Below are 22,324 nucleotides of genomic sequence, written 5' to 3' on the forward strand. Positions count from 1 at the left end.
TCCAGCCCTCTTGGCGAATCCTTCGGTGTCATCACCATGGCGGTGCCCGACAACCAGGAACCGGCGCTCAGTCGAAGGTCACGCTGAAGCGCCTGGCGTCATCCGCGTCCATGCAGTTGAAGACGACATTCATGGGCAGCACGACGGAGCCCCTGTCCAGGCTCTCGAGGAACCGTTCGCACAGAGTGTCATCCGGCCCCCTCCAGTCGTCGTCGGCGACGGCCGGCCCCGCTGCCAGGAGCAGGGCGGCGGCGGTCGTGGCCAGGGCGGTGACGGCACGTGCGTACATTGGGGCCCCCGATTGGCTCGAAGTGATCCTTCGCCAGCCTTCGTACCCGCGCAAGTGGATCAGCTCTTCTAGGAAATGATCCGGAGATCTTTACCAGGGGTCGTCAGGCGGGGGCCACCGGGGGTTTGATCGGGGTGCGGCCGCGGCCCAGGACCCAGAGCATGGCGCCGAGGGCGGCCACCTGGAGCGGCCAGCCCATGGCGATCTTGGCGACGCCGAGGGCGGCGACCGCCTCGTTGCCGCCTCCGAACCAGTAGACCGGCCCCTGCACGGCCACCCGGACCGCGCACGGCAGCAGGAGCAGCCAGGTCAGCCGCGTGCACAGCTTCACGATGCCCGGGTCCTTGTGCCAGGCGGTCGGGTCGCCCGTGACCGAGCCGATCAGGAAGCCCACCACCGGCCACCGGGTGACGATGGACAGCAGCATCGCCACCATGTAGCCGGCGTTCCACAGGATGCCGGGCAGGAAGTAGTCCTTCGCGTCGCCGGTGCGGCTGGCGAAGAACGCGCCGATCGCGATGCCGATCAGGCTGTTGATCACGAACTGCGGCGTGGACCGCTGCACGATCCTGACCAGCAGCAGCACCACCGCGATCGAGACGCTCACGATGAGCGACAGCTTCAGCTCCTCGGTGGTGACCCAGCACACCGTGAACGCGATCGTCGGGATCGCCGCCTCGATGATGCCGCGCACCCCGCCGAAGGCCTTGGCGAGCTGGGCTCGCACCGCCGCCTCAACGGTGTCGTGGGCGACCTCTTCCGCCTCAGCACTCACGTGTCAACTCCCTGGGCGCAGCTCGTAACGCGGATTGAACATCACCTTGCGTCCGTCCTGCATGCTGACCAGGCCCTCGGCCTTGACCGTGCGGCCGGGCTCGATGCCCGCGATCTTGCGGCGGCCGAGCCAGACCAGGTCGATCACGTCGGACCCGTCGTAGAGCTCGGCCTCGAGGGCGGGGGCGCCGCCCCTCGGACGGAGTGTCACCGTACGTAGCGTACCTGCCACGCAGAAGCGCCGACGGCCGCCACACGAGACGATGGGGGTCGCGCCGACCTCGTCGGCGTCTTCTCGCAGTTCCTGGGCCTCGATCTCGGACTGGGGTGAGGCCAGCCGACTGAAGAACCCGCGCAATCCCCCGCGTTTCGGAGGCTCTGCCGTACTCATGATGAATCAGCCTATGTGATGTCGGCGCGATGTCAGCCCTCAGCGAATCTCGCTGATTTCGGGTCCCCGTTTGAACGGATTGAACCCGGGCCGATCGTCGGCCGTCTCGCCTGCTTGGTCGTTGGGCCGGCGCAGCGGGATGGGCTCCTCGCGGGCCATCGGGTCGCCGCCCCGGACCACCACGACGTCCTTGACGAAGTCGATGTACGCCGCCGCCACGGCCTCGTCCAGCGCCGCCTTGCCGGAGATCACGGCGAGCAGGAACCAGCGGGGCCCGTCGATGCCGAGATATCGGGCGGGGCGGGAGCCGTCCTCGACCTTCATCTCGCCCCTCAGCTCGCTGCCGAACGGGCCCTCCCGCTCCTCCAGATGCTGCGCCTGGGCCAGGATCTTGGTCTTGACCTCGTCCCACAGACCCGAGCTGCGCGGTGCGGCCAGGGCCTGGAGCTGCAGCGAGCTCTCCTCGTAGAGCACGACGACACCGACGTGCTGGTCTCCGACGGAGGCCAGCCGCACGTCGAAGTCGGGATTGTGCGGCAACCGCAGGCCGCCCAGGTCGATCCTGTCGGTCTCCGGGTGGGGCTCGTCGGCGTCCCACGGGCCGGAATCTCGCGCAAGGGCGGCAGGATCCTGCTCGACGACCTGCTCCGGCTGCTCACGACGACGACGTCGGAACACGTTCCTCACTCTCCTCGCTCGCCGGGCCGTCAGCGCGGCCCGATGCTCATCGTCCTGTAGATCCGAACCCGTTGGCGCCGCGCACCGAACCCGGCAGGCTCTCCACCTCGTAGAAGGCCGCGCGCTCCACCCGCTGGACCACGAGCTGGGCCACCCGGTCGCCCCGCTGGAGGCGGAACGGCTCCTTGGCGTCGGTGTTGATCAGCGTCACCCTGATCTCGCCGCGGTAGCCCGCGTCAACGGTGCCCGGCGCGTTGACCAGCGTGACGCCGTGCTTGGCGGCCAGCCCGGACCTCGGGTGGACGAACGCGGCGTAGCCGTCGGGCAGGGCGATCGCGACACCCGTCCCGACGACGGCCCGCTCGCCGGGCAGCAACTCGACGTCCTCGGCCGCGTAGAGGTCGGCGCCCGCGTCTCCCGCGTGGGCGTAGGACGGCATCGGCAGCCCGGCGTCGAGCCGCTGGATGAGGACCTCTGCGTTGCTCAAGGGTTCACCTCGTAGTCCTGGGTGTTCTGTACGGTGGCGTGCTTGGCGAAGTGTCCCATGCTCACCTCGACGAACAGCGCCGCCGCGCGGACGGGCGGACGGACCGTCGGAGGGCTGTTTCGCCCCTCAGCCTCAAGGTACGCCTTCCCGCCCGCATTGCCGTCGCACCCGGCACGCAAGTGGAGTGTCGTGCCCACGGGAGCGGAGAGGAGACAGGGAGTCACGGCTGACGAGGTTACTCGGTGTCCACCCGCCGGCCGTTCTCGCCCTGGCTTCCGGGCTCGGCGCCTCTGCCCCCGGGCTCCGCGCCGCGCGATCCGGATACGTCGTCGCGGGGAGTGGCCCCCTCGCCGCGCGGACGGGGAACCTCGCCGGGCCCTCCCCCGGCGTCCCCTCTGGGCCCCTTGTCCTCGCCGGGACCATGGCCGGGCGGTGGCAGGGCGGGTGGTTGATGCATGAGCTCGGGCAGCGCGCGGTAGATCACCGCGGCCACCGGCACGGCGACGGCGGCCCCCGCGATGCCGGCCAGGATGCCGCCGATGGCCAGCACCAGGATGATCGCCAGCGGATGGAAGTTGAGCGCCCGGCCCACGATCAGCGGCTGGAGCACGTGATTTTCCAGCTGCTGCTCGACGATGAGGATGCCCAGGAAGATCAGCGCGTAGACGAGGCCCTTGGCGCCCAGCGTGACGAGGGTGGCGACCGTGCCGGCGAAGAAGATGCCGACGATGGGGATGAAGCTGGCGAAGAAGATCAGCACGGCCAGCGGCGCCCACAGCGGCACGCCCATGCCCGCCAGCACGATGCCCATGATCAGCCCGTGCACGGCGGCCACGGCCACGGTGCCCTGCACGTAGTGGGAGAGCGTGGCCCAGGCGGCCCGCCCGGCCCGGTCCACGCGCGGCGCGACGTTGCCGAACCCCCGCAGGACCCACGACCAGATGCGCTCGCCGTCCTTGAGCAGGAAGAACGTCACGAACAGCAGCAGCACGATGGACGCGAGCACCTCGAAGGCGACCGCCCCGGCCGTCAGCACGGTGCCGGTGATGGCCGTGCGCTGCGTGTTGACCATGGTGGCGATCTCGTCGACGTAGCTCGTGATCTGCGCCTCTTTGAGGTGCAGGGGGCCGGTGATCAGCCAGTCCTGCACCGATCGGGCCGTCACCTGCACCTGCTGGACGAGGTTGGGGAACTCGTCGCTGGCCCGCGCCCCGACCAGCCACCCGGTGCCGGCGAGCACGGCCAGGGCCACCAGCATGGTGATCCAGGTGGCGTAGATGGGCCGCATGCCCGTCTGGCGCAGGCTGTTGGTCAGCGGGAACAGCAGCGCGGTCAGCAGCAGCGCGATCGCCACGGGCAGCGCCACGAACGTGAGCCGGGCGATGACGAGGGCGAAGAAGTAGACGACCACGCCGACGAGGATCAGGCACGCGCACCACGCGGCCATCTTGGCCAGCACGGGCGGCACGAGCTTGGTTGGGCGGTCGGGCAACACGTGTTCAAGACTGGCACGTCCGCGGCCCGGATGCGCGCCCATAAATCATGGGGCGGCTGACAACAGGGCGACACGAAGGCCGCGCGACCAGCACAAGCCCACCTCACCAAGGTCGGGCCTGTGCAAGGGATGGACGGCGTGTCACCGTCATGGTCATGAAGGCTGTGGTGGTCCTCGCCGTGCTCGCGTCGCTCTTGCCCGCCCCCGCGTACGCCTCCCGCGCCGATCTGGCGCTGGACGTGCTCTCCAGCCGCCCCGACCAGGTGACCGGCGGTGACGCCCTGCTCAGGGTCCGCCACCGCGAGGGCACGCGGCTCCGGGTCACGCGCGACGGCGAGGACGTCACGGCGGCCTTCAAGCAGACCGGGGACGGCCTCACGGCCCTGGTCACCGGCCTGCGGACGGGCGCGAACACGATCGTCGCCACGGCGGGCGGGGAGCGGCGGACGCTGACGTTGCGCAACCATCCCATCGAGGGCCCGGTCTTCTCGGGTCCGCACCAGTACCCGTTCCTGTGCAAGACCGAGCGCAGCGGGCTGGGCCCGCCCGCGGCGGACAACCAGGACGGCCAGGGCATGCGCGTCGCGGGCGGCTGGAGCAGGGACTGCTTCGCGCCGGCCGTCACCGACCGCCTCTACCGGTCCACGGACGGCACGTTCAAGCCCATGCCGGCGAGCGGATCCACTGGGCGGCCCGCCGACATGTCCACGACCACGCTGCCGGACGGCCGCACGGTCGACTTCGTGGTACGCAGGGAGCGCGGCGTGATCAACCGCTTCCTCTACTCCATCGCCATGGTCGAGGACGGCTGGACCGGCCGGGCGATCTACCGGTTCGACGGCGGCGTGGGGATCGGCCACGACCAGGGCACGCTCGGCGGCAACGCCCTCGACCCGTACGGGCTGGGCCAGGGCTACGCGATCATGTACTCGTCGGGCACCCGCACCTCCACCCACTACAACCTGATCCTGGGCGGCGAGACGGCCCTCATGGTCAAGGAGCGCTTCATCGAGCAGTACGGCGTCCCGCTCTACACGGTGGGCGTGGGCGGCTCGGGCGGGGCCATCCAGCAGTACATCTACGGCCAGAACCTGGGCGACCGGCTGATCGACGCCGCGATCCCGCAGTACTCCTATCCGGACATGGTCACCCAGACCATCCACGTGGGCGACTGCGAGCTGCTCGAACGCTACATGGACCACAATCCGCGCTGGGCCCGGTGGGACGACAGGACGGCCCTCATCGGCATGAACGCCAGCGACACGGTCGCGAACCCCTACACCGGCAAACAGGGCTCCGACGAGTGCGTCAACGGCTGGCGCGGCCTGACCCCGCTGACCATGAACCCGCGGTGGACCTCGAACAACGACCCCGAGTGGCAGCGCATGGACCCGCCGGGCGTCAAGGACACCGTGCAGTGGACGCACTGGGACGACGCGCGCAACGTCTACGGCGTGGACGAGCACGGGTACGCCCGCTCGACCTGGGACAACGTGGGCGTCCAGTACGGGCTGAAGGCGCTGGCCGACGGCGTGATCACCCCGGCCGAGTTCCTGGACGTCAACGCGAAGGCGGGCTCGTGGAAGGAGGCGGCGGACATGGTCCAGGAGGGCTGCCCGTTCGTGCCGTCCGCCTGCCCGGCCGACTTCGACCCCTGGAGCGCCCGCAACGTCAACCTGGGCGACCCGGCGCCCAGACGCGCGGGAGACCCGATCGCGATCAGGAACGTGCGGCGCAGCGGCCTGGTGTTCAGGGGCGACATCGACATCCCGATCATCGACTGGCGGCACTACCTGGAGGACCGGCTCGACATGCACGACTCGCACCAGTCGTTCGCCTCCAGGCAGCGGATGCTCGACCACGACGGCCGGGCGGGCAACCAGGTCATCTGGTTCACGGACGCGCGGCCCGACGGGCCGAAGTCCGACCAGACTCCGCAGGCGCTGCAGGTGATGGACGCTTGGATGGCCAACATCCGGAAATATCCGGCGCGCGGCGTGGTCGGCAACAGGCCGCCCGAAGCGGTGGACCGCTGCTTCGCCACGGACGGCACGCAGATCGCGGCCGGCCCGCACGTCTGGGACGGCATCCTCGACCGCCGCTCCCCCGGCGCCTGCACGCAGCGCTTCCCGCTCTACTCGACGAGCCGCGTGGTGGCGGGCGGCCCGCTGGCGGGCGGCGTCTACCAGTGCCGCCTCCAGCCGGTCGATCGGGCCGTCGCGAGGGGCCTGTACGGCTCCTGGCACCCGACCGAGGAGGAGCGGGCCAGGCTGAAGCAGATCTTCCCTACCGGAGTGTGCGACTACTGACCGGCAACTCGCGCATCGAGCGCAGGGGCGAGGTGACCAGCGGCAGGAACGCCAGGCAGGCCCCGGCCGCCGCGACCAGGAGCGTGTTCCGCACCCCGATCGCCCCGCCCAGAGCGCCGCCGATCAGCCCGCCCAGCGGCAGCGTGCCCCACACGAGGAAACGCATGGTGGCGTTCACCCGCCCGAGCAGCGGCTCGGGCGTGATGGCCTGGCGGAAGCTGAGCTGCGTGACGTTGTAGATCACCACTCCCGCCCCGACGCAGAACTCGTAGGCCACGAGCAGCCCCAGCCGCCAGTCGGCCGCCATCCACGGCAGCACGAACGTCAGCGGCGCGGGCACGGCGATGCCCAGCCACATCGCCGGCCCCTGTCCGAGCCGCCTGACGACCCGGGCGTTGACCAGCGCGCCGACGATCCCGCCCAGGCCGCCCGAGGCCGTGAGCAGCCCGATGGTGCCCGCGTCCAGGCCGAGCTCCCTGGCCAGGAGCAGCAGGAGCATGGGCTGGGCCACGGAGACGAAGAAGTTCGCGGTGGCGGTGCAGCCGGCGATGCGGCGCAGCAGCCGGTGCCCGAGCACGAATCGCACGCCTTCGGCGATCTCCTGGCCGAGGTTGGCCCGGCCGGGCTCCTGGCGGGGCTCGTGCCTGCAGATCGTCCCCAGGCACAGCGCCGACCAGGCGAACCCGGCCACCGTGGCGACCAGCGCGAACGGCGCGGTGAGGAGGTGGATCAGGTAGCCGCCCCCGCTCGGCCCGCCGACCTGCGCCACCGTGCGGACGATCTCCAGCGTGGAGTTGCCCTCGACGAGCCGCTCGCGTTCGACCAGGCAGGGCAGGTAGCTCTGGTACGCGACGTCGAAGAACACGGTGAACACGCCCAGCACCAGCGCCACCGCGTACAGCTGGTGGATCGTCAGCACGTCCAGCCACCACGCGACCGGCACGGACGCGAGCGCCAGCGCCCTCGCCCAATCGCTGACCACCATGACCACGCGCTTGCGCAGCCGGTCGACGAGGGCGCCGGCGGGGAGCCCGATCACCACGAACGCCAGCGTCTGGCACGCCGCCAGCAGGCCCACCTCGAACGCAGAGGCCCGCAGCGCCGACACGGCCACCAGCGGCAGCGCCAGCACCAGGAGCTGGCTGCCCGCCTGGCTGGCGACGTCGGCGAGGAACAACCGGCGGAAGTCGTGATCGCGTAACAAGCTCACCCGTCAGAGCATCCCTGACCGATTGAGAAAAATCAACCGGTTATAGGGTGGCGGTCCATGGGCACCCGACGCCGCCCCGCCACCGAGGACGAGGCCCGCGCGCTGGCCTCGGCCGTACGGCTGCGCATCCTGCGGCTCTGTCTCGACCAGGCGCTCACCAACAAAGAGATCGCCGGCCGACTCGACGCCAACCCCGCCACCACCCTCCACCACGTGCGCAAGCTCGTGGAGACGGGTTTCCTGGCCGCCGAGCCCAGCCGGCCGGGGCCGCGCGGCTCCACGGAGATCCCCTACCGGGCCACCGGCAAGTCGTGGGAGATGGACGTCCGCGAGAGCGGCGTGAGCGGGGGCAGTGCGGCGATGCTCGACGCGTTCCTGCAGGAGAGCAAGCTCATCGACATCGAGCGGGCCGACCTCGTCAGGCTGGGGCTCCGGCTCACCCCCGACGGGCACGCGGAGCTGCGCAGGCGGCTGGAGGAGCTGTTCGAGGAGTTTCGCGGGCGGCAGGCGCCGCCGGACGGGCAGGCGTACTCGATCTTCCTGGCCATGCACCGCGACGTCACCCGGGACCCCTGAGGACCCCTGAACGCACGGACGCCGGGCGCCCCGCAGAGGGGGGCGCCCGGCGTCCTGCCATCCGGACGTCAGCCCAGGTGGACCTCGACTTTCAGCTCGTCACCATACTCCAAGACGAACTCCTCCACAGTGCCTGCGGCACAAAGGTCGTCCTGAGCTTGGCGGACAAGCCCGACTTCGGGCGCCCAAACGGTCAGCCTGGAGACCTCGGCCCGCATCGACTGCTTGGCTTCGGACTTGGCCTTGCGCACCTGACCGAGCACCTCGGACGCCACAGCCAGCACGGCCGGGTCGCCGGCCCCGCGCGAGGGAGCGGGCCACGGGGCCCGGTGCACCGACCCCTCGCGCCACCACGACCACACCTCTTCGGTCACGAAGGGCAGGAACGGCGCGAACAGCCGCAGCAGCACGTCGAGCGCCTGCCGCAGCGCCGCGTGGGCGGAGGCGGCGGCCGGACCGGACTCGTAGGCCCTGGCCTTGACCAGCTCCAGGTAGTCGTCGCAGAACGCCCAGAAGAAGCGCTCCACGGCCTCCAGCGCCCTGGTGTGGTCGTAGGCCTCGAACGCCTGGCCGGCCTCGCGCACGGCGTCGGACAGGCCCGCGAGCATCGACAGGTCGAGCGGCTCGGTGACCGTGTTTGATCCTGGCCCGTCGTTCATAGCCAGGCCGAGGACGAACTTGGACGCGTTGAGGATCTTGATCGCGAGCCGCCGCCCGATCTTGAGCTGCCCGGCGTCGAACGCGGTGTCCACGCCGTAGCGGCCGTTGGCCGCCCAGTAGCGCACCGCGTCGGAGCCGTGCTGCTTCAGCAGGTCGAGCGGGGTGACCACGTTGCCCTTGGACTTGGACATCTTCTTGCGGTCGGGGTCGAGGATCCAGCCCGAGATCGCGACGTCGCTCCACGGCAGCCGGCCGAACTCGTAGTGCGACCTGGCCACGGTCGAGAACAGCCAGGTGCGGATGATCTCGTGCGCCTGCGGCCGCAGGTCGGCCGGGTAGACCCGCTTGAACAGGTCGTCGTCGGTCTCCCAGCGGCCCGCGATCTGCGGCGTCAGCGACGAGGTGGCCCAGGTGTCCATCACGTCGGGGTCGGCCATGAACCCGCCGGGCACGCCGCGCTGGTCCTCGGTGTAGCCGCGCGGCACGTCGGAGGACGGGTCGACCGGCAGCATGTCCTCCGTGGGCACGATCGGCGCGTCGTGGACGGGCTCCCCCGACTCGTCGATCGGATACCACACCGGGAACGGCACGCCGAAGAAGCGCTGGCGCGAGATCAGCCAGTCGCTGGTGAGCCCCTCGACCCAGTTGTCGTAGCGCACGCGCATGTGCGGCGGGTGCCACGTCAGCTCGCGCCCGCGCCCCAGCAGCCGCTCGCGCAGCTCCTCGTCGCGCCCGCCGTTGCGGATGTACCACTGGCGGGTGGTGACGATCTCGAGCGGCCGGTCGCCCTTCTCGTAGAACTTGACCGTGCGCGAGACGGGCCTCGGCTCACCCTCGAGGTCGCCGGACTCCCGCAGCAGCTCCACGATCCGCTCGCGGGCGCTGTGCACGGTCTTGCCGGCCAGCTCCTTGTACGGCTCCGCCTCCACGCCCTCCGGCGGCTCGGCCAGCAGCCGCCCGTCCCAGCCGATGATCGGCCGGGTCTGCAGGTGCAGCTCCCGCCACCAGGTGACGTCGGTGATGTCGCCGAACGTGCAGATCATGGCGATGCCGGTGCCCTTGTCGGGCTCGGCCAGCCGGTGGGCCAGCACCGGCACCTCCACCCCGAACAGCGGCGTCAGCACCGACGTGCCGAACAGCGGCTGGTAACGCTCGTCGTCGGGGTGGGCGACCAGCGCCACACACGCCGGGATCAGCTCGGGCCTGGTCGTCTCGATGAAGACCGGGCCCTTCTCGCCGTAGAACGAGATCTTGTGGAACGCGCCCGGCCACTCCCGGTCCTCCAGCTCGGCCTGGGCGACGGCGGTGCGGAAGGTGACGTCCCACAGCGTCGGCGCCTCGGCGAGGTAGGCCTCGCCGCGCAGCAGGTTGCGCAGGAAGGCGCGCTGCGAGACCGCCTGCGCCTCGTCGCTGATCGTGGTGTAGAGCAGCGACCAGTCGACCGACAGGCCGACCCGCCGCCAGACCTCCTCGAACGCCAGCTCGTCGATGGCGGTCAGCTTGTGGCACAGCTCCACGAAGTTGCGCCGCGAGATGGCGATCTCACGTTTGCCGGGCTTGTCCGGTGGCACGAAGTCAGGGTCGTAGGGCAGCGACGGGTCGCAGCGCACGCCGTAGACGTTCTGCACTCGGCGCTCGGTGGGCAGGCCGTTGTCGTCCCAGCCGATCGGGTAGAACACCGACTTGCCGATCATCCGCTGGTAGCGGGCCATGATGTCGGTGTGGGTGAAGGAGAAGACATGACCGACGTGCAGCGAGCCGGACACGGTCGGCGGCGGCGTGTCGATGGCGTAAACCTGCTCGCGCGACGCGGACCGGTCGAAACGGTAGGTGCCCTCGTCCTCCCAGCGAGCTACCCATACCTGCTCCAAGCCGTCGAGGGTCGGCTTTTCCGGCATGGATGCATGGCGTAGTCGCTGTTGAGTCATGCCTCCATATGGTACGGCTTCGCAGGCCCGGCAAGCGGTGCAGACTAGTGTTCGTTACAGAGGGGAAGGGAGATCGACATGGCGGAGGACAAGCCCGATGTCGCCTGGCGTGTGATCGGCGGCCTGGTCGGTCTGGCCACCGGCTGGGCGGCGAGGAAGGTCCTCGGGTTCGTCTGGGTGAAGGCGACCGGGAAGGAGCCGCCGGTCGACACAGACTCGCCCGAGGTCAGCATGGGGGAGGCGATCGGCTACGCCGTGCTCATGGGCGTGGGCATGTCGGTGGCGCAGATCGTGGTCAACCGGACCGCCAAGAAGCGTTACGACGCGTGGAAGTCTGTGAAGCAGGTGACTCAAGGGCAGTGAGAAACTCGTTGGCCCAGCGGTCCACGTCGTAGGTGGCTACCCGGCGGCGCATCGTGCGCATCCGCCGGGCCAGCTCGTGCGGCGTGGCCCGCATCGCGGCCACCATCTGCCGCTTGACGTCCTCCACGTCGTACGGGTTGACCAGGTAGGCCTGGCGCAGCTCGTCGGCCGCCCCGGCGAACTCGCTGAGCACCAGCGCGCCGTGCAGGTCGTGGTGGCAGGAGACGTACTCCTTGGCGACCAGGTTCATCCCGTCGCGCAGCGGGGTCACGACCATGACGTCGGCGGCCAGGTAGAGGGCGGCCAGCTCGGCGTGGTCGTACGACTGGTGGAAATACTGGACCGGCTGGTAGCCGAGCTGCGCGTGCTCGCCGTTGATCCGCCCGACCTGCAGCTCGATGTCGTCGCGCAGCCGCTTGTACTCCTCCACCCGCTCCCTGCTGGGCGTGGCGATCTGCACGAACACGGCCTCGTTCGCCTTCAGCCGCCCGTCCTTGAGCAGCTCGCCGAACGCCTCCAGCCGCTGCCCGATGCCCTTGGTGTAGTCGAGCCGGTCGACGCCGAGCAGCACGTGCTCGGGATCGCCCAGCTCCGCCCTGACCTCCTTGGCCCGCGCCATGATCTGCGGGTCGCGCACCAGCGAGTCGAGCTGCCCGAAGTCCACCGAGATGGGGAACGCCTGCGTGGTCACCACGCGGTCGTCGAGGAAGATCTCGTTCCCCTTGTACGGCAGCCCGAGCAGCCTGCGGCACAGCCGCCGGAAGTTGGAGGCCCCGCCGGGCAGCTGGAAGCCCACCAGGTCGGCCCCGAGCAGCCCTTCGACGAGGTCCTTGCGCCACGGCAGCCGCCAGAACAGCTCGGTCGGCGGGAACGGGATGTGCAGGAAGAACCCGATCCGCAGGTCCGGCCTGAGCCTGCGCAGCATGGCCGGGACGAGCTGGAGCTGGTAGTCCTGCACCCAGACCACCGCGCCCTTCTCGGCGGCGTCGGCGGCGGCGTTGGCGAAGCGCTCGTTGACGGCGCGGTAGGTGTCCCACATCGCCCGGTCGAACACCGGCGGCGCCACCACGTCGTGGTAGAGCGGCCAGAGGGTGGCGTTGGAGAAGCCCTCGTAGTACAGCTCCACCTCGCCGGCCGACAGGGGGATCGGGATGAGGTTCATGCCGTCCTGCTCGAACGGCTCCAGCTTCTCGTCGGGGGCTCCGTGCCAGCCGAGCCAGGCTCCGTGGCGGCGCTTCATCACCGGTGCGATCGCGGTCACGAGCCCGCCAGGGCTTCTGCGCCACGAGGCCGTTCCGTCAGGCTCGAGCATCCGATCCACCGGCAACCGGTTCGCGACGATCAGAAACGAGCTACGGCCAGTCACGCAGTTCCTCCTATTGTTCACCGAGCACGCGGCGGACAGCGTCCACCATCGAGTCCGGACCCGCATGGGGGATGATCGCGGCGATGTGGGAATCGGGCCTGATGAGCCATGCCTCATCCGGTCCGGCGCCGAGCCTTTCAGCGAGCGAGCCGGTCCCATCCATCTCCGCGAGCCCGCGCACGGCGAGCGGCGCCGTAATGACCTTGCCCAAGACCTGCGCAAACAAACGCGAATCGCACATATCACCCAACAACACGAGAAAACCGTCACGACAGAACTCCCGCAACCTGCCGCCCGAAAGTCCCACGTCCGGAAGGATCACGCCGGGCGCCGGAACGCACAGCGCGCCCTTGGGCGGCCTGCCCCCGAACGGCCGCGTCGGCTCGGGGGTGGTCAGCGGCGAGTCCACGTACCAGAACGGCTCCGCGAACCGGCCCGAGTCCACCTCCGCCACCAGCCCGCCCTCCAGCACGGCCCGCCTGCGCATGCGCTCCGCCACGGTCCTGGGGGCGAGGAAGCGCATCGTGGCGGCGGTGATCTCGAGGTTCTCCCGCGCCGCCGCGTGCCGCTCGGCGTGGTACGACTCCAGCAGCCCCTCCCCCGCCCAGCCGTTGAGCACGAAGGCCAGCTTCCAGGCCGCGTTCTCGGCGTCGGGCACGCCGGAGTTGAGCCCTCTGGCGCCGAACGGGGCCACCAGGTGGGCGCTGTCGCCGGCCAGCAGGACCCGGCCGACGCGCATGCGGGAGGCGATGCGGGAGTGGAAGCGGTACGTGCTGTGCCAGAGCAGGTCATAGGGCCGGCCGCCGATGATCTGCCCAATTTTTCCGGAAATATCGGCTTTTGTTGGGATGAAGTCGGGCGCGATCTGCCAGTCGATCCGGAACGTGCCGCCCGGGCAGGGATGGATCAGGACCTGGCGGCCCGGGTTCCACAGCGGGTCGAAGTAGAAGCGGCGCTCGTTCTCCCAGCCGGGCAGGTCGGCCCTGATGTCGCAGATGAGGAACTGGTCGTCGAACGTCTCCCCGTCGAACGAGACGCCGAGCGCCTGGCGTACCTGCTGGGCCCTGGCACCCGCGCAGACCAGCGCGTAGGACGCGCGCAGCGACCGCTGACCGCAGCGGACCGTCACCCCCGAGGGGTCCTGGTCGAGGCCGGTGACCTCGTGGTCCCAGCGCACCTCGATGAGCGGCTGCGCCGCGATGGCCTCGTCCAGGATCTGCTCGGTGCGGGTCTGGGAGATGTTCACGCACGCCGGCAGCGGGCCCTCGCGCTCGAACGACCAGGAGAACAGCTCGCGGTCGCGGTAGTACGTGCGGGCGGTGGTCCAGGCCAGCCCCTCCTCGGCGATCTTGCCCGCGCCGGCGGCGGTCCAGATGTCGAGCACGTCGCGCTGCTGGCAGATGGACTTCGACCCGGTGGAGTCGCGCCCGGCCCGCCGGTCGAGCAGCAGCACCTGGATGCCCCAGCGGGCCAGCAGCAGCGCGGCGCTCTGCCCGACCGGCCCCGCCCCGACCACGATGACCTGCGCACTGGCTGGGGCGTTCATGGCTGGAGCTGGTCCCAGACTTCGCGATCGCGCTCGGCGGTCCAGATGCGCGGGCGCTCGACGCCGTGCAGCTCGTCCCAGAGCCTGGAGACGTTGAACGGCAGGCAGTGCTCGAAGATCGGCCAGGACCCGTACCGGGGCGCCAGCGCCCGGTGCGTGCGCTCGAACGCCTCCTTGAGCGAGCCCGCCGCGCCGACCTCGCGCAGCATCACGGTGAGGAAGTCACGCGTCTGCGCGATGGCCGCGTCCACCCCCTGCCGGCCGCGCGCCACCGCTCCCCTGCCCCCGACCAGCGTCTCCGCCCCGAACGACGCGACCTTGTCGAGCGTCGCGGCGGACCAGTCGAGGTGGAAGGCGTCGCCGGTGTAGAGGGCGGCCTGGGACTCGACGAGGTCGCCGGCGAACATGATCCGCCGCTTCGGCAGCCAGGCCACCAGGTCGCCCTCGGTGTGGCCGCGTCCGCAGTGGGCCAGCACCAGGTCGCCCCGGTCGCCGCCCAGGTCGATGGTGAACGTGTCGCTGAACGTCGCCGTCGGCCACGTCAGCCCCGGGATCGACCCGGGCTCCTTGAACAGGCGGGGCATCCTGGCGTACTCGCTGGCCCAGTCCTGCTCGCCGCGCTCGGCGATCAGCTCGCGGGTCTTGTCGTGCGTCACGATCACGTCCGCGCCGAACGCCGACGCGCCCAGCACCCGGACGGCGTGGTAGTGCGACAGCACCAGGTACCTGATCGGCTTGTCGGTGTGCTCCCGCAGCCTGGCCAGCCATGCGCGGGCGGCCACGGGCGTGGCGAGCGCCTCGAAGCAGACGAGGAAGTCCTCGGCCTCGATGGCGCCCACGTTCGGGTCGCCTTCTGCCGTGAGCGCGTACACGCCCTCGGCCAGCACCTCCAGGGACTGCTTCTTCTCGCCGAGATCGGCCGACGAGGCGAACGCTCTGGCCATCACCACTCCTCCCGCGACGCGGTCAGCACCCGCCAGGACCCCTTCCCCCTCCGACGGCCCCTCTCCCAACGCCTCCCCATGTCACGCCGGGCGGCGGGTCTGGACGATGTGGAAGCGGCCCGCCACGTAGCCCGGGTCCGTGAGCGAGGCCGTGGCGGCCGGGTTGGCGCCCGTGCCGTGGTAGTCGCTGAACGCCGCCGACTGGTTGACGAAGACGCCGCCCGTCAGGTTGCACGACAGGTTCACCCCCGCGTCGAGGGCGGCCCGTTCGGCCTGGTCGAGCACCTCGTCGGAGGTGGAGTAGGCGGCGGCCGTGAGCGCCCCGCGGGCCTTGATCGTGCGGCGCAGCACCTCCAGGCTCTCCTGCGTCGACCCCGTCGGGATGACGAACGCGATCGGCCCGAAATGCTCCAGCCCGTAGACGTCGGAGTCGTCCGGCGAGACCTTCACGATCACCGGCGTCCGCACCACCGCGTCCGGGCCCGTGACGAGCGAGGCGAACAGCCCCGGGTACGCGTTCCAGGTCGGGAACGTGTTGCAGCCGATCACCAGCGCGACGCCTGCCCGGTCGTGTGCTGCACCGCATTGGCCAGCTCGAAGCTGCGCCGGTTGATCCGGTCGACGATCTCGACGCAGGCCAGCGCACGGGCCTCGGGCCCGGCGTCGCGCCAGGCGGGCAGCGCCGCCCGGGCCGCGGCGATCAGGTCGTCCACGAGCGGCTCCGGGTAGGTGACGCCGAGGTCGATGCCGTACGGGGAGCGCTCGGCGCCGATCCAGGACCCGGTGTCCGGCTGGTCGAGGGGGAACGGCTTGCCGAGGTAGGACTCGAACGCCTCCTTGCCCCGCTCGGCCGCTCCCTCGCCGTAGACGCGCGGGCTCGGCGACTCGGGATACGCGCTCCAGTAGCCCCGCTCGGCGATGGCCGACAGCGCCTTCTCCAGAGTCTCGCGGTGCTGCTCGAACATGGTGTTCACCCTCTTGACAGGGATGGTCCGGACGGTGAAGTGTTTACCGAACATCCGGTCAGTTGACAAGGGAGACCTGCGTTGGAGAGCGCGCGTCGCATGATGGACGCCGACACCGCCTCCGCCGCCCTGGGCATCGAGCTGACGGAGCTCGGCGAGGGCCGGGCGGTGTGCCGCATGACCGTGACCGACCAGATGATCAACGGGCATGACCTGTGCCACGGCGGCTACGTGTTCCTGCTGGCCGACACCGCGTTCGCGTGCGCCTGCAACAGCCACGGCCCGGTGACGGTGGCGGCGGGCGCGGAGATCACGTTCGTCTCCCCGGCCCACGCGGGCGACGTGCTGGAGGCCGAGGCCGCCGAGCGCACCCGCTACGGCCGCAGCGGCATCTACGACATCACGGTGCGCGGAGCGGCCGGCCGGGTGGTCGCCGAGTTCCGCGGCCGCAGCAGAGAGCTGAGACAGGTGGAGGGCTGATGAGACTTGGCGATCCCCCCGCGCCGGAAGATCTCGATCCCATAGAGCGGGCGTCCCGCGACGAGCTCATGTCGATCCAGCTGGAGCGGCTCCAGCGGACACTCACCCATGCTTACCTAAAAGTCCCGATTTATCGGCAAAAATTCGACCAGGTGGGCGTGCATCCGAGCGACTGCAAAGAGCTCGGCGACCTGGCGAAGTTCCCCTTCACCACCAAGCAGGACCTGCGCGACACCTACCCGTTCGGCATGTTCGCCGTCCCGCGCGAGCAGGTGGCCAGGATCCACGCCTCCAGCGGCACCACGGGCACGCCCACCGTGGTCGGCTACACCCGGCACGACCTGAACGTCTGGGCGGGCGTCATGGCCCGCTCGATCCGCGCCTCCGGCGGCCGGCCGGGCGACATCGTGCACGTGGCCTACGGGTACGGCCTGTTCACCGGCGGGCTGGGCGCCCACTACGGGGCCGAGCGGCTGGGCTGCACGGTGGTGCCGGTCTCCGGCGGCATGACGCCCCGGCAGGTCCGGCTCATCACCGACCTGCGGCCCGACATCGTCATGGTCACGCCGTCGTACATGCTGGCCCTGCTGGACGAGTTCGAGCGGCAGGGCCTGGACCCCCGCGCGTCCTCCCCGCGGATCGGGATCTTCGGCGCCGAGCCCTGGACCGAGCGCATGCGCGCGGAGCTCGAGGACCGCTTCGACCTGCACGCCGTGGACATCTACGGCCTGTCGGAGGTGATCGGCCCCGGCGTCGCGAACGAGTGCGTCGAGACCAAGGACGGCCTGCACGTCTGGGAGGACCACTTCTACCCGGAGACCGTCGATCCCCTCACCGGGGAGCCCGCGCAGGCGGGCGAGCTGGTCTTCACCAGCCTCACCAAGGAGGCCATGCCGGTCATCCGCTACCGCACCGGCGACCTGACCAGGCTGCGGCCGGGCACCGCCAGGCCCGCGTTCCGGCGCATGGAGAAGGTGACGGGCCGCACCGACGACATGATCGTCCTGCGCGGCGTGAACGTGTTCCCGACCCAGATCGAGGAGCTGGTGCTGCGCGTGGAGGGCCTGTCACCGCACTTCCGGCTCCACCTGACCCGCCCGGGGCGGCTCGACGTGATGACGGTCAGGGTCGAGGCCCGGCCGGGCCTCGCTACCCGTGGGGAGGCCGCTGAGGCGCTGCGCCAGGCTGTCAAGGACACCGTCGGCGTGAGCGTGGAGGTCGAGGTGGTGGATCCGGAGACGCTGGAGCGCTCGGTCGGCAAGCTCAAACGAGTCATCGACAAGCGGGATAATTAAGACATGGCCTCTCCGACCCCCACCCGCCAGCGCAAGCGCGGACACGACCCGGAGTCCGTGCTGTCCACCGCCGTCGGCGTCTTCAACGAGCGGGGCTACGACGGGACGAGCATGGAGGACCTGGCCAGGGCGCTCGGCGTGACCAAGTCGGCCATCTACTACCACGTGCCGGGCAAGGAGCAACTGCTCGCGCGGGCGCTGGACCGGGCGCTCGACGGGCTGTTCGCGGTGGTGACCGACGAGCGCGCCGCCTCGGGGCCGGCGATCGACCGCCTGGAGTGGGCCGTACGGCAGAGCGTGCGCATCCTCGTGGACCGGCTGCCGTACGTGACGCTGCTGCTGCGGGTGCGCGGCAACAGCCGCACCGAGCAGGCGGCGCTGGAGCGGCGGCGGGAGTTCGACAGGTTCATCAGCCGCCTGGTCAAGGAGGCGGCGGCGGAGGGCGGCATCCGGCCGGACGTGGACCCGGCGCTGGTGACGCGGCTGCTGTTCGGCGCGGTGAACTCGATCACCGAGTGGTACAGGCCGGCGCGCGGGGCCTCGGCGGACGACCTGGCCGACGCGCTGCTCAAGATGACCTTCACCGGCCTACGGGTCTAACGCGTCCCGCCGCGGGGGATCGACCTGGGGGGTCTCGGCGCCGCGGGGCAGCTTGACGCGCAGGTCGTTGCGTACGGCCTCGCCGAGTTTCTTGGTGGCGATGCGGTTGAGCGCGCCGCCGGCGATGGCTCCCGTGAGGAACGGGCCGAGCGTGGTCAGGTGGCGGCCGAGCGTCCGGAGGAGGCGGTTGCGCAGGGCGGTCTTGGTGGCCGCGCCGAGCGCCAGCGAGACGGACGTGGGCGTGAGGGGGTCGATGCCACGTTGTCTGGCCCATGCGGCCGTGAACGCGACCGCGCGCTGGGTGCCCGAGCCCTCGACACGTACGCCGTAGACCTCGTGCAGCTCGGCCAGGAGCTTGACCTCGATGGCGGCGACGACGATGGTCTCGGCGACGAGTTGCGCGGGGGCGGAGAGCAGAAGGGGCGGTGCGGCGAACTCTGCCGCCGCGAGCGCTCCGCCGATGGCGCCGACCGTCATCGTGGCCTTCTGGGCGGTGCGCACCAGGTCGTCGGCGAGTTGCTCGCCGGTCAGGCCGTGATGGTGCTCGGAAAGGGTGTGCAGGTCCCTGATCGGGATGCGCGGCGCGATGTTGAGAAAGACGTCCGCCAGCCAGCGGCCCCGGCCGGCGCCTGTGGCGCGTGCCTTCTTGGCCCCCTCGGACAGCGCGCGGGCTAGTCGGCCGAGCAGCCTGCGGCGCTCGGCCGGCTCCAGCTCGCCGGGCGCGGTGAGCTTGCCTACGAGCTCGCCGACCTCGCGTTCGGGGCCGGCGACCTCGTTGTCTGGTTGCTTGTCCTGCTCAGGTACGGCCACGCGTTGCCTCCGTCCTCATGGTCGCGATCGCTCAAGGTCGGGCTTCGTCTCCCTACCCCGAGCATTTCGCTCCAGTCGATTAGGCGGCGCACTCCCGGCAGACCTGCTGGCCGTTCTTCTCGGAGGCCAGCTGGCTACGGTGGTGCACCAGGAAGCAGCGCGAGCAGGTGAACTCGTCGGCCTGACGGGGGATCACCCGCAGGGAGAGCTCTTCGTTCGACAGATCCGCACCGGGCAGTTCGAGCGACTCGGCCAGGTCGGTCTCGTCGATGTCGATGCTGCCAGACGACTTGTCGGTGCGCCGCGCCTGCAACTCCTGGAGGCTGTCCTCCCCCAGGTCGTCGTCTGTCTTGCGTGGGCTGTCGTAGTCGGTAGCCATTGTGCTTACTCCATCCCCCTCATCTATATGTCCTCGCGCTCATCGCGCGTCTTCTAACGTCCAGGAAGCCCATCTTGTGCCCGTTCCGCCGGGGAGATTTCCCATGGGTACCCCGCGGGAACGGACGACGAACCTCCCAACACGTCAGGGCCTGCTGCCGTCGGCAATGGTTAGCCAAATATGGCGAAACCCACAGCCTTGGCGCCATGCACCACCGTGTTCGACGGCACATCCAACCACATGTGCGGCGTGAATGAGACGCCCCCCACGCCTCAACACGGGCACCAACACACGGACGAACGTGCCGGAGCAAGACGATCTCAGCGTCTCGGGAGCCGAATGGTCACGACGAGCCCTCCACCATCACGTGGCACCGCGGCCACATTTCCACCGTGAGCCTGAACCACCGCACGAACGATGGACAGCCCCAGCCCCGATCCCTTCGCCGAATCCACGCGGTCCGCGTGGAGCCTCCTGAAGGGCTCGAACAGGCTGTTCACCTCGTACGCCGGGACATGCTGCCCTGTGTTGGCCACCTGAACAACCAAGGCACCGTCCGCCATTCCCGTCTGGATCCATACTTTTCCGTTTTCGGGAATGTTGTACTTGACCGCGTTCTCCAGGAGGTTGCTGACCGACCGCTCCAGGAGCACCGGATCGCCTATGGTAGGCGCGCTGACCAGTTCGGCCGTCACGGTTACCCCGTGCTCCTCGGCGAAGGCCGTCACCTGTTCCACGGCCGTCTGAGCGACTTCGCGGACATCGACCGGTTTGCGTACGGCGAGTTCGCGCTCGCTCCTCGCCAGCAACAGCAGTCCCTCGATGAGCTTCTCGTTACGCGCGTTGACTTCGAGAAGGGTACGGCCGAGCGCTTTGAGATCCTCGGACGCCTCGGGATCGGACAGGGCGATCTCCAGGACGGTCCGGTTAATCGTGAGGGGAGTTCGCAATTCGTGGGAGGCGTTGGCCACGAATCTGCGCTGGGTGTCGAAGGCGACGTTGAGCCGGGTGAGCATGGCGTCGAACGTGTCGGCCAGCTCCTTCAGCTCGTCGTTGGGGCCCTGCAGGTCGATGCGCTGGTGGGCCAGGGTGCTCTCCGACAGCTTGCGCGCCGTCGCCGTCATCTGGGCCACCGGCCGCAGCGCCCGGTCGGCCACGAAGTAGCCGATGATCAGCGCCAGGATGCCGACGCCCATCAGCGCGAGCAGGGAGTTGCCGAACAGCGCGTCCCGCGCACGCTGGATCGCCAGCGCCTGCATGTTGTGCCAGGCGTTCTGGAGCTGCTCGTCCGCGCTGGGAGGCAGTCCCAGATCGATGGTCGGCCAGGCCCAGGTGATCGCCGATCCGACGATCATGTAGACCGACCCCAGCAGCACGGCGGCCGCCGCGAAGACGAGCGCGCCGTACGTGAGCGTCAGCCGCCACCGGATGCTGACCTTGGCGGGCAGCTCCCTCATCCGCTCCATCGGCGTGCGCTGCACCGGCGACTGCCCGGGCGGTGGCGGGCCGTCCCAGGCGGGCGGCCCGCTGGGTGGTGGCGCCTGCTGCACGCGCGTCGCCTTCCTCGCCGAATGCGGGCTGATCATCGGATGCGTCGGCCCCGACTGGAGCTCCTCCGACCTCTCCATCACGGGGCCTCCCCCGCGACGGCCGTGCGGCGTTCAATGGATCGCCGTTTTCTCACAGTTTGTACCCAACCCCGGGCACAGTCTCGATCACCTGAGGCTCGCCCAGCTTCTTCCGCAGCGTCATCATGGTCACGCGGACCACGTTCGTGAAGGGATCGATGTTCTCGTCCCATGCCTTGTCCAGCAGGTCTTCCTGGCTGACCACGGCGCCCTCGGCCCGCATCAGCTCCTCGAGCACCGCGAACTCCTTCTTGGTCAGCACGACCTCCTTGCCGTCGCGCTCCACCAGCCGCTTGCCCGGGTCGAGCCGGATGCCGCCGCGCTCCAGGACGGGCGGCAGGGCGGGCGCGGAGCGGCGGCCGAGCGCGCGCACCCTGGCGACCAGCTCGATGAACACGAACGGCTTGGCCAGGTAGTCGTCGGCCCCCAGACCGAGACCCTCCACCTTGTCGTCCACGTCGCCCGACGCGGTCAGCATCAGGATCCGCGAGGCGCTCCGCTGCTCCACCAGGCGACGGCACACCTCGTCGCCGTGGACCACCGGCAGGTCGCGGTCCAGCACGATCACGTCGTAGTCGATGTAGGAGGTCCGCTCGAGGGCGCCGCCCCCGTCGTAGGCGACGTCGACCGCCATGGCCTCGCGCCGTAGCCCGGTCGCGATCGCGTCGGCGAGCACCCGCTCATCCTCAACCACCAGCACCCGCACGCCTGATGCACCTCTCTCCGATTCTGGTCACTCATTCTGTCCACAGCCCCGATAAGCGCACGGTAAGGCATGTTCAGAGGTGGGTGACCCCCCGGTCAGGGAGAGGAGCACAAAATTCATGTTTCGGGGTGCGACGGGCCGGGGTATGCCTGCGGGACACCCATCGCCCGGACATCACCCGGCAATGGGCGTGCTTCGCCCAAGAGCATGGATCGGACCCCAGAGAGTAGGTGAGATGGGCGAGTTCACGACTACGATCGAACACCGCCTCGACCAGGCTTATAAGGGCCTTCGGGAGGCCCGTAGCGTCGGCGACGAATATCTCGCTGACACGCTCACCGCCGAGATCGAGGACCTGCGCAGGCTGGCCGACGATCACGGCATCCCGTTGCCCCGCTGACCAAGCGCGGACGGCCGGAGCCCGCGGGGGCTCCGGCCGTTCGCG

Annotated in this window: 25 protein-coding genes; 7 read left to right on the forward strand and 18 right to left on the reverse strand. The window is 70.0% G+C overall.

From position 1 onward, the window contains the following. Positions 1-67 precede the first annotated feature (67 nt). The 7 genes from AB0L65_RS02665 to AB0L65_RS02695 all read right to left on the reverse strand — a co-directional run bounded on the left by AB0L65_RS02665 (position 68) and on the right by AB0L65_RS02695 (position 4,114). Entirely contained in the window at positions 68-289 is a 222-nt protein-coding gene (locus AB0L65_RS02665; protein WP_364239653.1) for a hypothetical protein, read from the reverse strand. A gap of 103 nt (positions 290-392) precedes the next feature. Next, complete coding sequence (locus AB0L65_RS02670; RefSeq protein ID WP_318786963.1) at positions 393-1,064, reverse strand: DUF3159 domain-containing protein; 672 nt, start codon at positions 1,062-1,064, stop codon at positions 393-395. A 3-nt stretch (positions 1,065-1,067) separates the two neighbouring features. Further along, positions 1,068-1,454: an OB-fold nucleic acid binding domain-containing protein gene (locus tag AB0L65_RS02675; protein ID WP_090929309.1), complete on the reverse strand. Its 387-nt coding sequence runs from the start codon at positions 1,452-1,454 to the stop codon at positions 1,068-1,070. Between the two features lie 39 nt (positions 1,455-1,493). Next, positions 1,494-2,132 (reverse strand): DUF3710 domain-containing protein, encoded by a 639-nt coding sequence (locus AB0L65_RS02680; RefSeq protein WP_364239655.1) that lies wholly within the window; start codon positions 2,130-2,132, stop codon positions 1,494-1,496. A gap of 46 nt (positions 2,133-2,178) precedes the next feature. Next, positions 2,179-2,619 (reverse strand): dUTP diphosphatase, encoded by a 441-nt coding sequence (dut, locus tag AB0L65_RS02685; RefSeq protein WP_364239656.1) that lies wholly within the window; start codon positions 2,617-2,619, stop codon positions 2,179-2,181. Beyond that, positions 2,616-2,843 (reverse strand): hypothetical protein, encoded by a 228-nt coding sequence (locus tag AB0L65_RS02690; RefSeq protein WP_363965934.1) that lies wholly within the window; start codon positions 2,841-2,843, stop codon positions 2,616-2,618. The genes dut and AB0L65_RS02690 overlap by 4 nt, the downstream gene beginning before the upstream one ends. Before the next feature lie 11 nt (positions 2,844-2,854). Beyond that, complete coding sequence (locus tag AB0L65_RS02695) at positions 2,855-4,114, reverse strand: AI-2E family transporter (RefSeq protein ID WP_364239658.1); 1,260 nt, start codon at positions 4,112-4,114, stop codon at positions 2,855-2,857. Positions 4,115-4,269: 155 nt separating this feature from the next. Here AB0L65_RS02695 and AB0L65_RS02700 point away from each other — a divergent pair, with 155 nt between their 5' ends. Continuing rightward, positions 4,270-6,423, forward strand: a complete 2,154-nt coding sequence (locus AB0L65_RS02700; protein WP_364239660.1) for a DUF6351 family protein — start codon at positions 4,270-4,272, stop codon at positions 6,421-6,423. On the opposite strand, the gene AB0L65_RS02705 is transcribed toward AB0L65_RS02700, so the two are convergent. After that, positions 6,401-7,633 carry an MFS transporter gene (locus AB0L65_RS02705; RefSeq protein WP_364239662.1) on the reverse strand — a complete coding sequence of 411 codons (1,233 nt, stop codon included), beginning with the start codon at positions 7,631-7,633 and terminating at the stop codon, positions 6,401-6,403. The genes AB0L65_RS02700 and AB0L65_RS02705 overlap by 23 nt on opposite strands. 57 nt (positions 7,634-7,690) lie before the next feature. On the opposite strand from AB0L65_RS02705, the gene AB0L65_RS02710 reads away from it, so the two are divergent. Beyond that, entirely contained in the window at positions 7,691-8,209 is a 519-nt protein-coding gene (locus AB0L65_RS02710; protein WP_364239664.1) for a winged helix-turn-helix domain-containing protein, read from the forward strand. Positions 8,210-8,277: 68 nt separating this feature from the next. Here AB0L65_RS02710 and valS read toward each other — a convergent pair whose 3' ends face one another. After that, entirely contained in the window at positions 8,278-10,767 is a 2,490-nt protein-coding gene (gene valS, locus AB0L65_RS02715; protein WP_364239666.1) for a valine--tRNA ligase, read from the reverse strand. A gap of 108 nt (positions 10,768-10,875) precedes the next feature. Between valS and AB0L65_RS02720 the strand changes: the two genes are divergently transcribed. Then, positions 10,876-11,160, forward strand: a complete 285-nt coding sequence (locus tag AB0L65_RS02720; protein WP_364239668.1) for a DUF4235 domain-containing protein — start codon at positions 10,876-10,878, stop codon at positions 11,158-11,160. Here the strand turns inward: AB0L65_RS02720 and AB0L65_RS02725 are convergent. From AB0L65_RS02725 to AB0L65_RS02745, 5 genes are all read right to left on the reverse strand, one after another. Then, positions 11,093-12,526, reverse strand: a complete 1,434-nt coding sequence (locus AB0L65_RS02725; RefSeq protein WP_350722881.1) for a trehalose-6-phosphate synthase — start codon at positions 12,524-12,526, stop codon at positions 11,093-11,095. The two genes, AB0L65_RS02720 and AB0L65_RS02725, sit on opposite strands and share 68 nt — an antisense overlap. 10 nt (positions 12,527-12,536) lie before the next feature. Beyond that, positions 12,537-14,072 carry an FAD-dependent monooxygenase gene (locus tag AB0L65_RS02730; protein WP_364239670.1) on the reverse strand — a complete coding sequence of 512 codons (1,536 nt, stop codon included), beginning with the start codon at positions 14,070-14,072 and terminating at the stop codon, positions 12,537-12,539. Then, positions 14,069-15,016: an MBL fold metallo-hydrolase gene (locus AB0L65_RS02735; RefSeq protein ID WP_364239671.1), complete on the reverse strand. Its 948-nt coding sequence runs from the start codon at positions 15,014-15,016 to the stop codon at positions 14,069-14,071. The genes AB0L65_RS02730 and AB0L65_RS02735 overlap by 4 nt, the downstream gene beginning before the upstream one ends. A gap of 81 nt (positions 15,017-15,097) precedes the next feature. Continuing rightward, a complete protein-coding gene (locus tag AB0L65_RS02740; protein WP_364239673.1) occupies positions 15,098-15,565 on the reverse strand; it encodes a hypothetical protein in 468 nt (155 codons plus the stop codon). Further along, entirely contained in the window at positions 15,562-15,981 is a 420-nt protein-coding gene (locus tag AB0L65_RS02745; RefSeq protein ID WP_364239674.1) for a hypothetical protein, read from the reverse strand. The genes AB0L65_RS02740 and AB0L65_RS02745 overlap by 4 nt, the downstream gene beginning before the upstream one ends. A 99-nt stretch (positions 15,982-16,080) precedes the next feature. Here AB0L65_RS02745 and paaI point away from each other — a divergent pair, with 99 nt between their 5' ends. The 3 genes from paaI to AB0L65_RS02760 are packed head-to-tail and all read left to right on the forward strand — an operon-like array spanning position 16,081 to position 18,356. Beyond that, the gene (paaI, locus tag AB0L65_RS02750; protein WP_364239725.1) at positions 16,081-16,461 is read left to right on the forward strand and encodes a hydroxyphenylacetyl-CoA thioesterase PaaI; all 381 of its coding nucleotides are present in this window, start codon (positions 16,081-16,083) and stop codon (positions 16,459-16,461) included. Next, positions 16,461-17,756 (forward strand): phenylacetate--CoA ligase PaaK, encoded by a 1,296-nt coding sequence (gene paaK / locus AB0L65_RS02755; protein ID WP_364239676.1) that lies wholly within the window; start codon positions 16,461-16,463, stop codon positions 17,754-17,756. The genes paaI and paaK overlap by 1 nt, the downstream gene beginning before the upstream one ends. 3 nt (positions 17,757-17,759) lie before the next feature. Further along, complete coding sequence (locus AB0L65_RS02760) at positions 17,760-18,356, forward strand: TetR/AcrR family transcriptional regulator (protein ID WP_364239678.1); 597 nt, start codon at positions 17,760-17,762, stop codon at positions 18,354-18,356. Here AB0L65_RS02760 and AB0L65_RS02765 read toward each other — a convergent pair. From AB0L65_RS02765 to AB0L65_RS02780, 4 genes are all read right to left on the reverse strand, one after another. Next, entirely contained in the window at positions 18,345-19,166 is an 822-nt protein-coding gene (locus AB0L65_RS02765) for a hypothetical protein (protein ID WP_364239680.1), read from the reverse strand. The two genes, AB0L65_RS02760 and AB0L65_RS02765, sit on opposite strands and share 12 nt — an antisense overlap. 79 nt (positions 19,167-19,245) lie before the next feature. Continuing rightward, positions 19,246-19,545, reverse strand: coding sequence for a DUF4193 domain-containing protein (locus AB0L65_RS02770; RefSeq protein WP_020542847.1), 300 nt, complete (start codon positions 19,543-19,545; stop codon positions 19,246-19,248). Positions 19,546-19,865: 320 nt separating this feature from the next. Continuing rightward, positions 19,866-21,173, reverse strand: a complete 1,308-nt coding sequence (locus AB0L65_RS02775) for a HAMP domain-containing sensor histidine kinase (RefSeq protein ID WP_364239726.1) — start codon at positions 21,171-21,173, stop codon at positions 19,866-19,868. Positions 21,174-21,225: 52 nt separating this feature from the next. Beyond that, on the reverse strand, positions 21,226-21,879 hold the full coding sequence (locus tag AB0L65_RS02780) for a response regulator transcription factor (protein WP_350722895.1): 654 nt from the start codon (positions 21,877-21,879) through the stop codon (positions 21,226-21,228). 235 nt (positions 21,880-22,114) lie between these two features. On the opposite strand from AB0L65_RS02780, the gene AB0L65_RS02785 reads away from it, so the two are divergent. Continuing rightward, positions 22,115-22,279 (forward strand): hypothetical protein, encoded by a 165-nt coding sequence (locus AB0L65_RS02785; RefSeq protein WP_165959788.1) that lies wholly within the window; start codon positions 22,115-22,117, stop codon positions 22,277-22,279. Positions 22,280-22,324 lie beyond the last annotated feature (45 nt).

It is taken from the genome of Nonomuraea sp. NPDC052116, assembly GCF_040680035.1.
Taxonomy (GTDB): Bacteria; Actinomycetota; Actinomycetes; order Streptosporangiales; family Streptosporangiaceae; genus Nonomuraea; species Nonomuraea angiospora_A.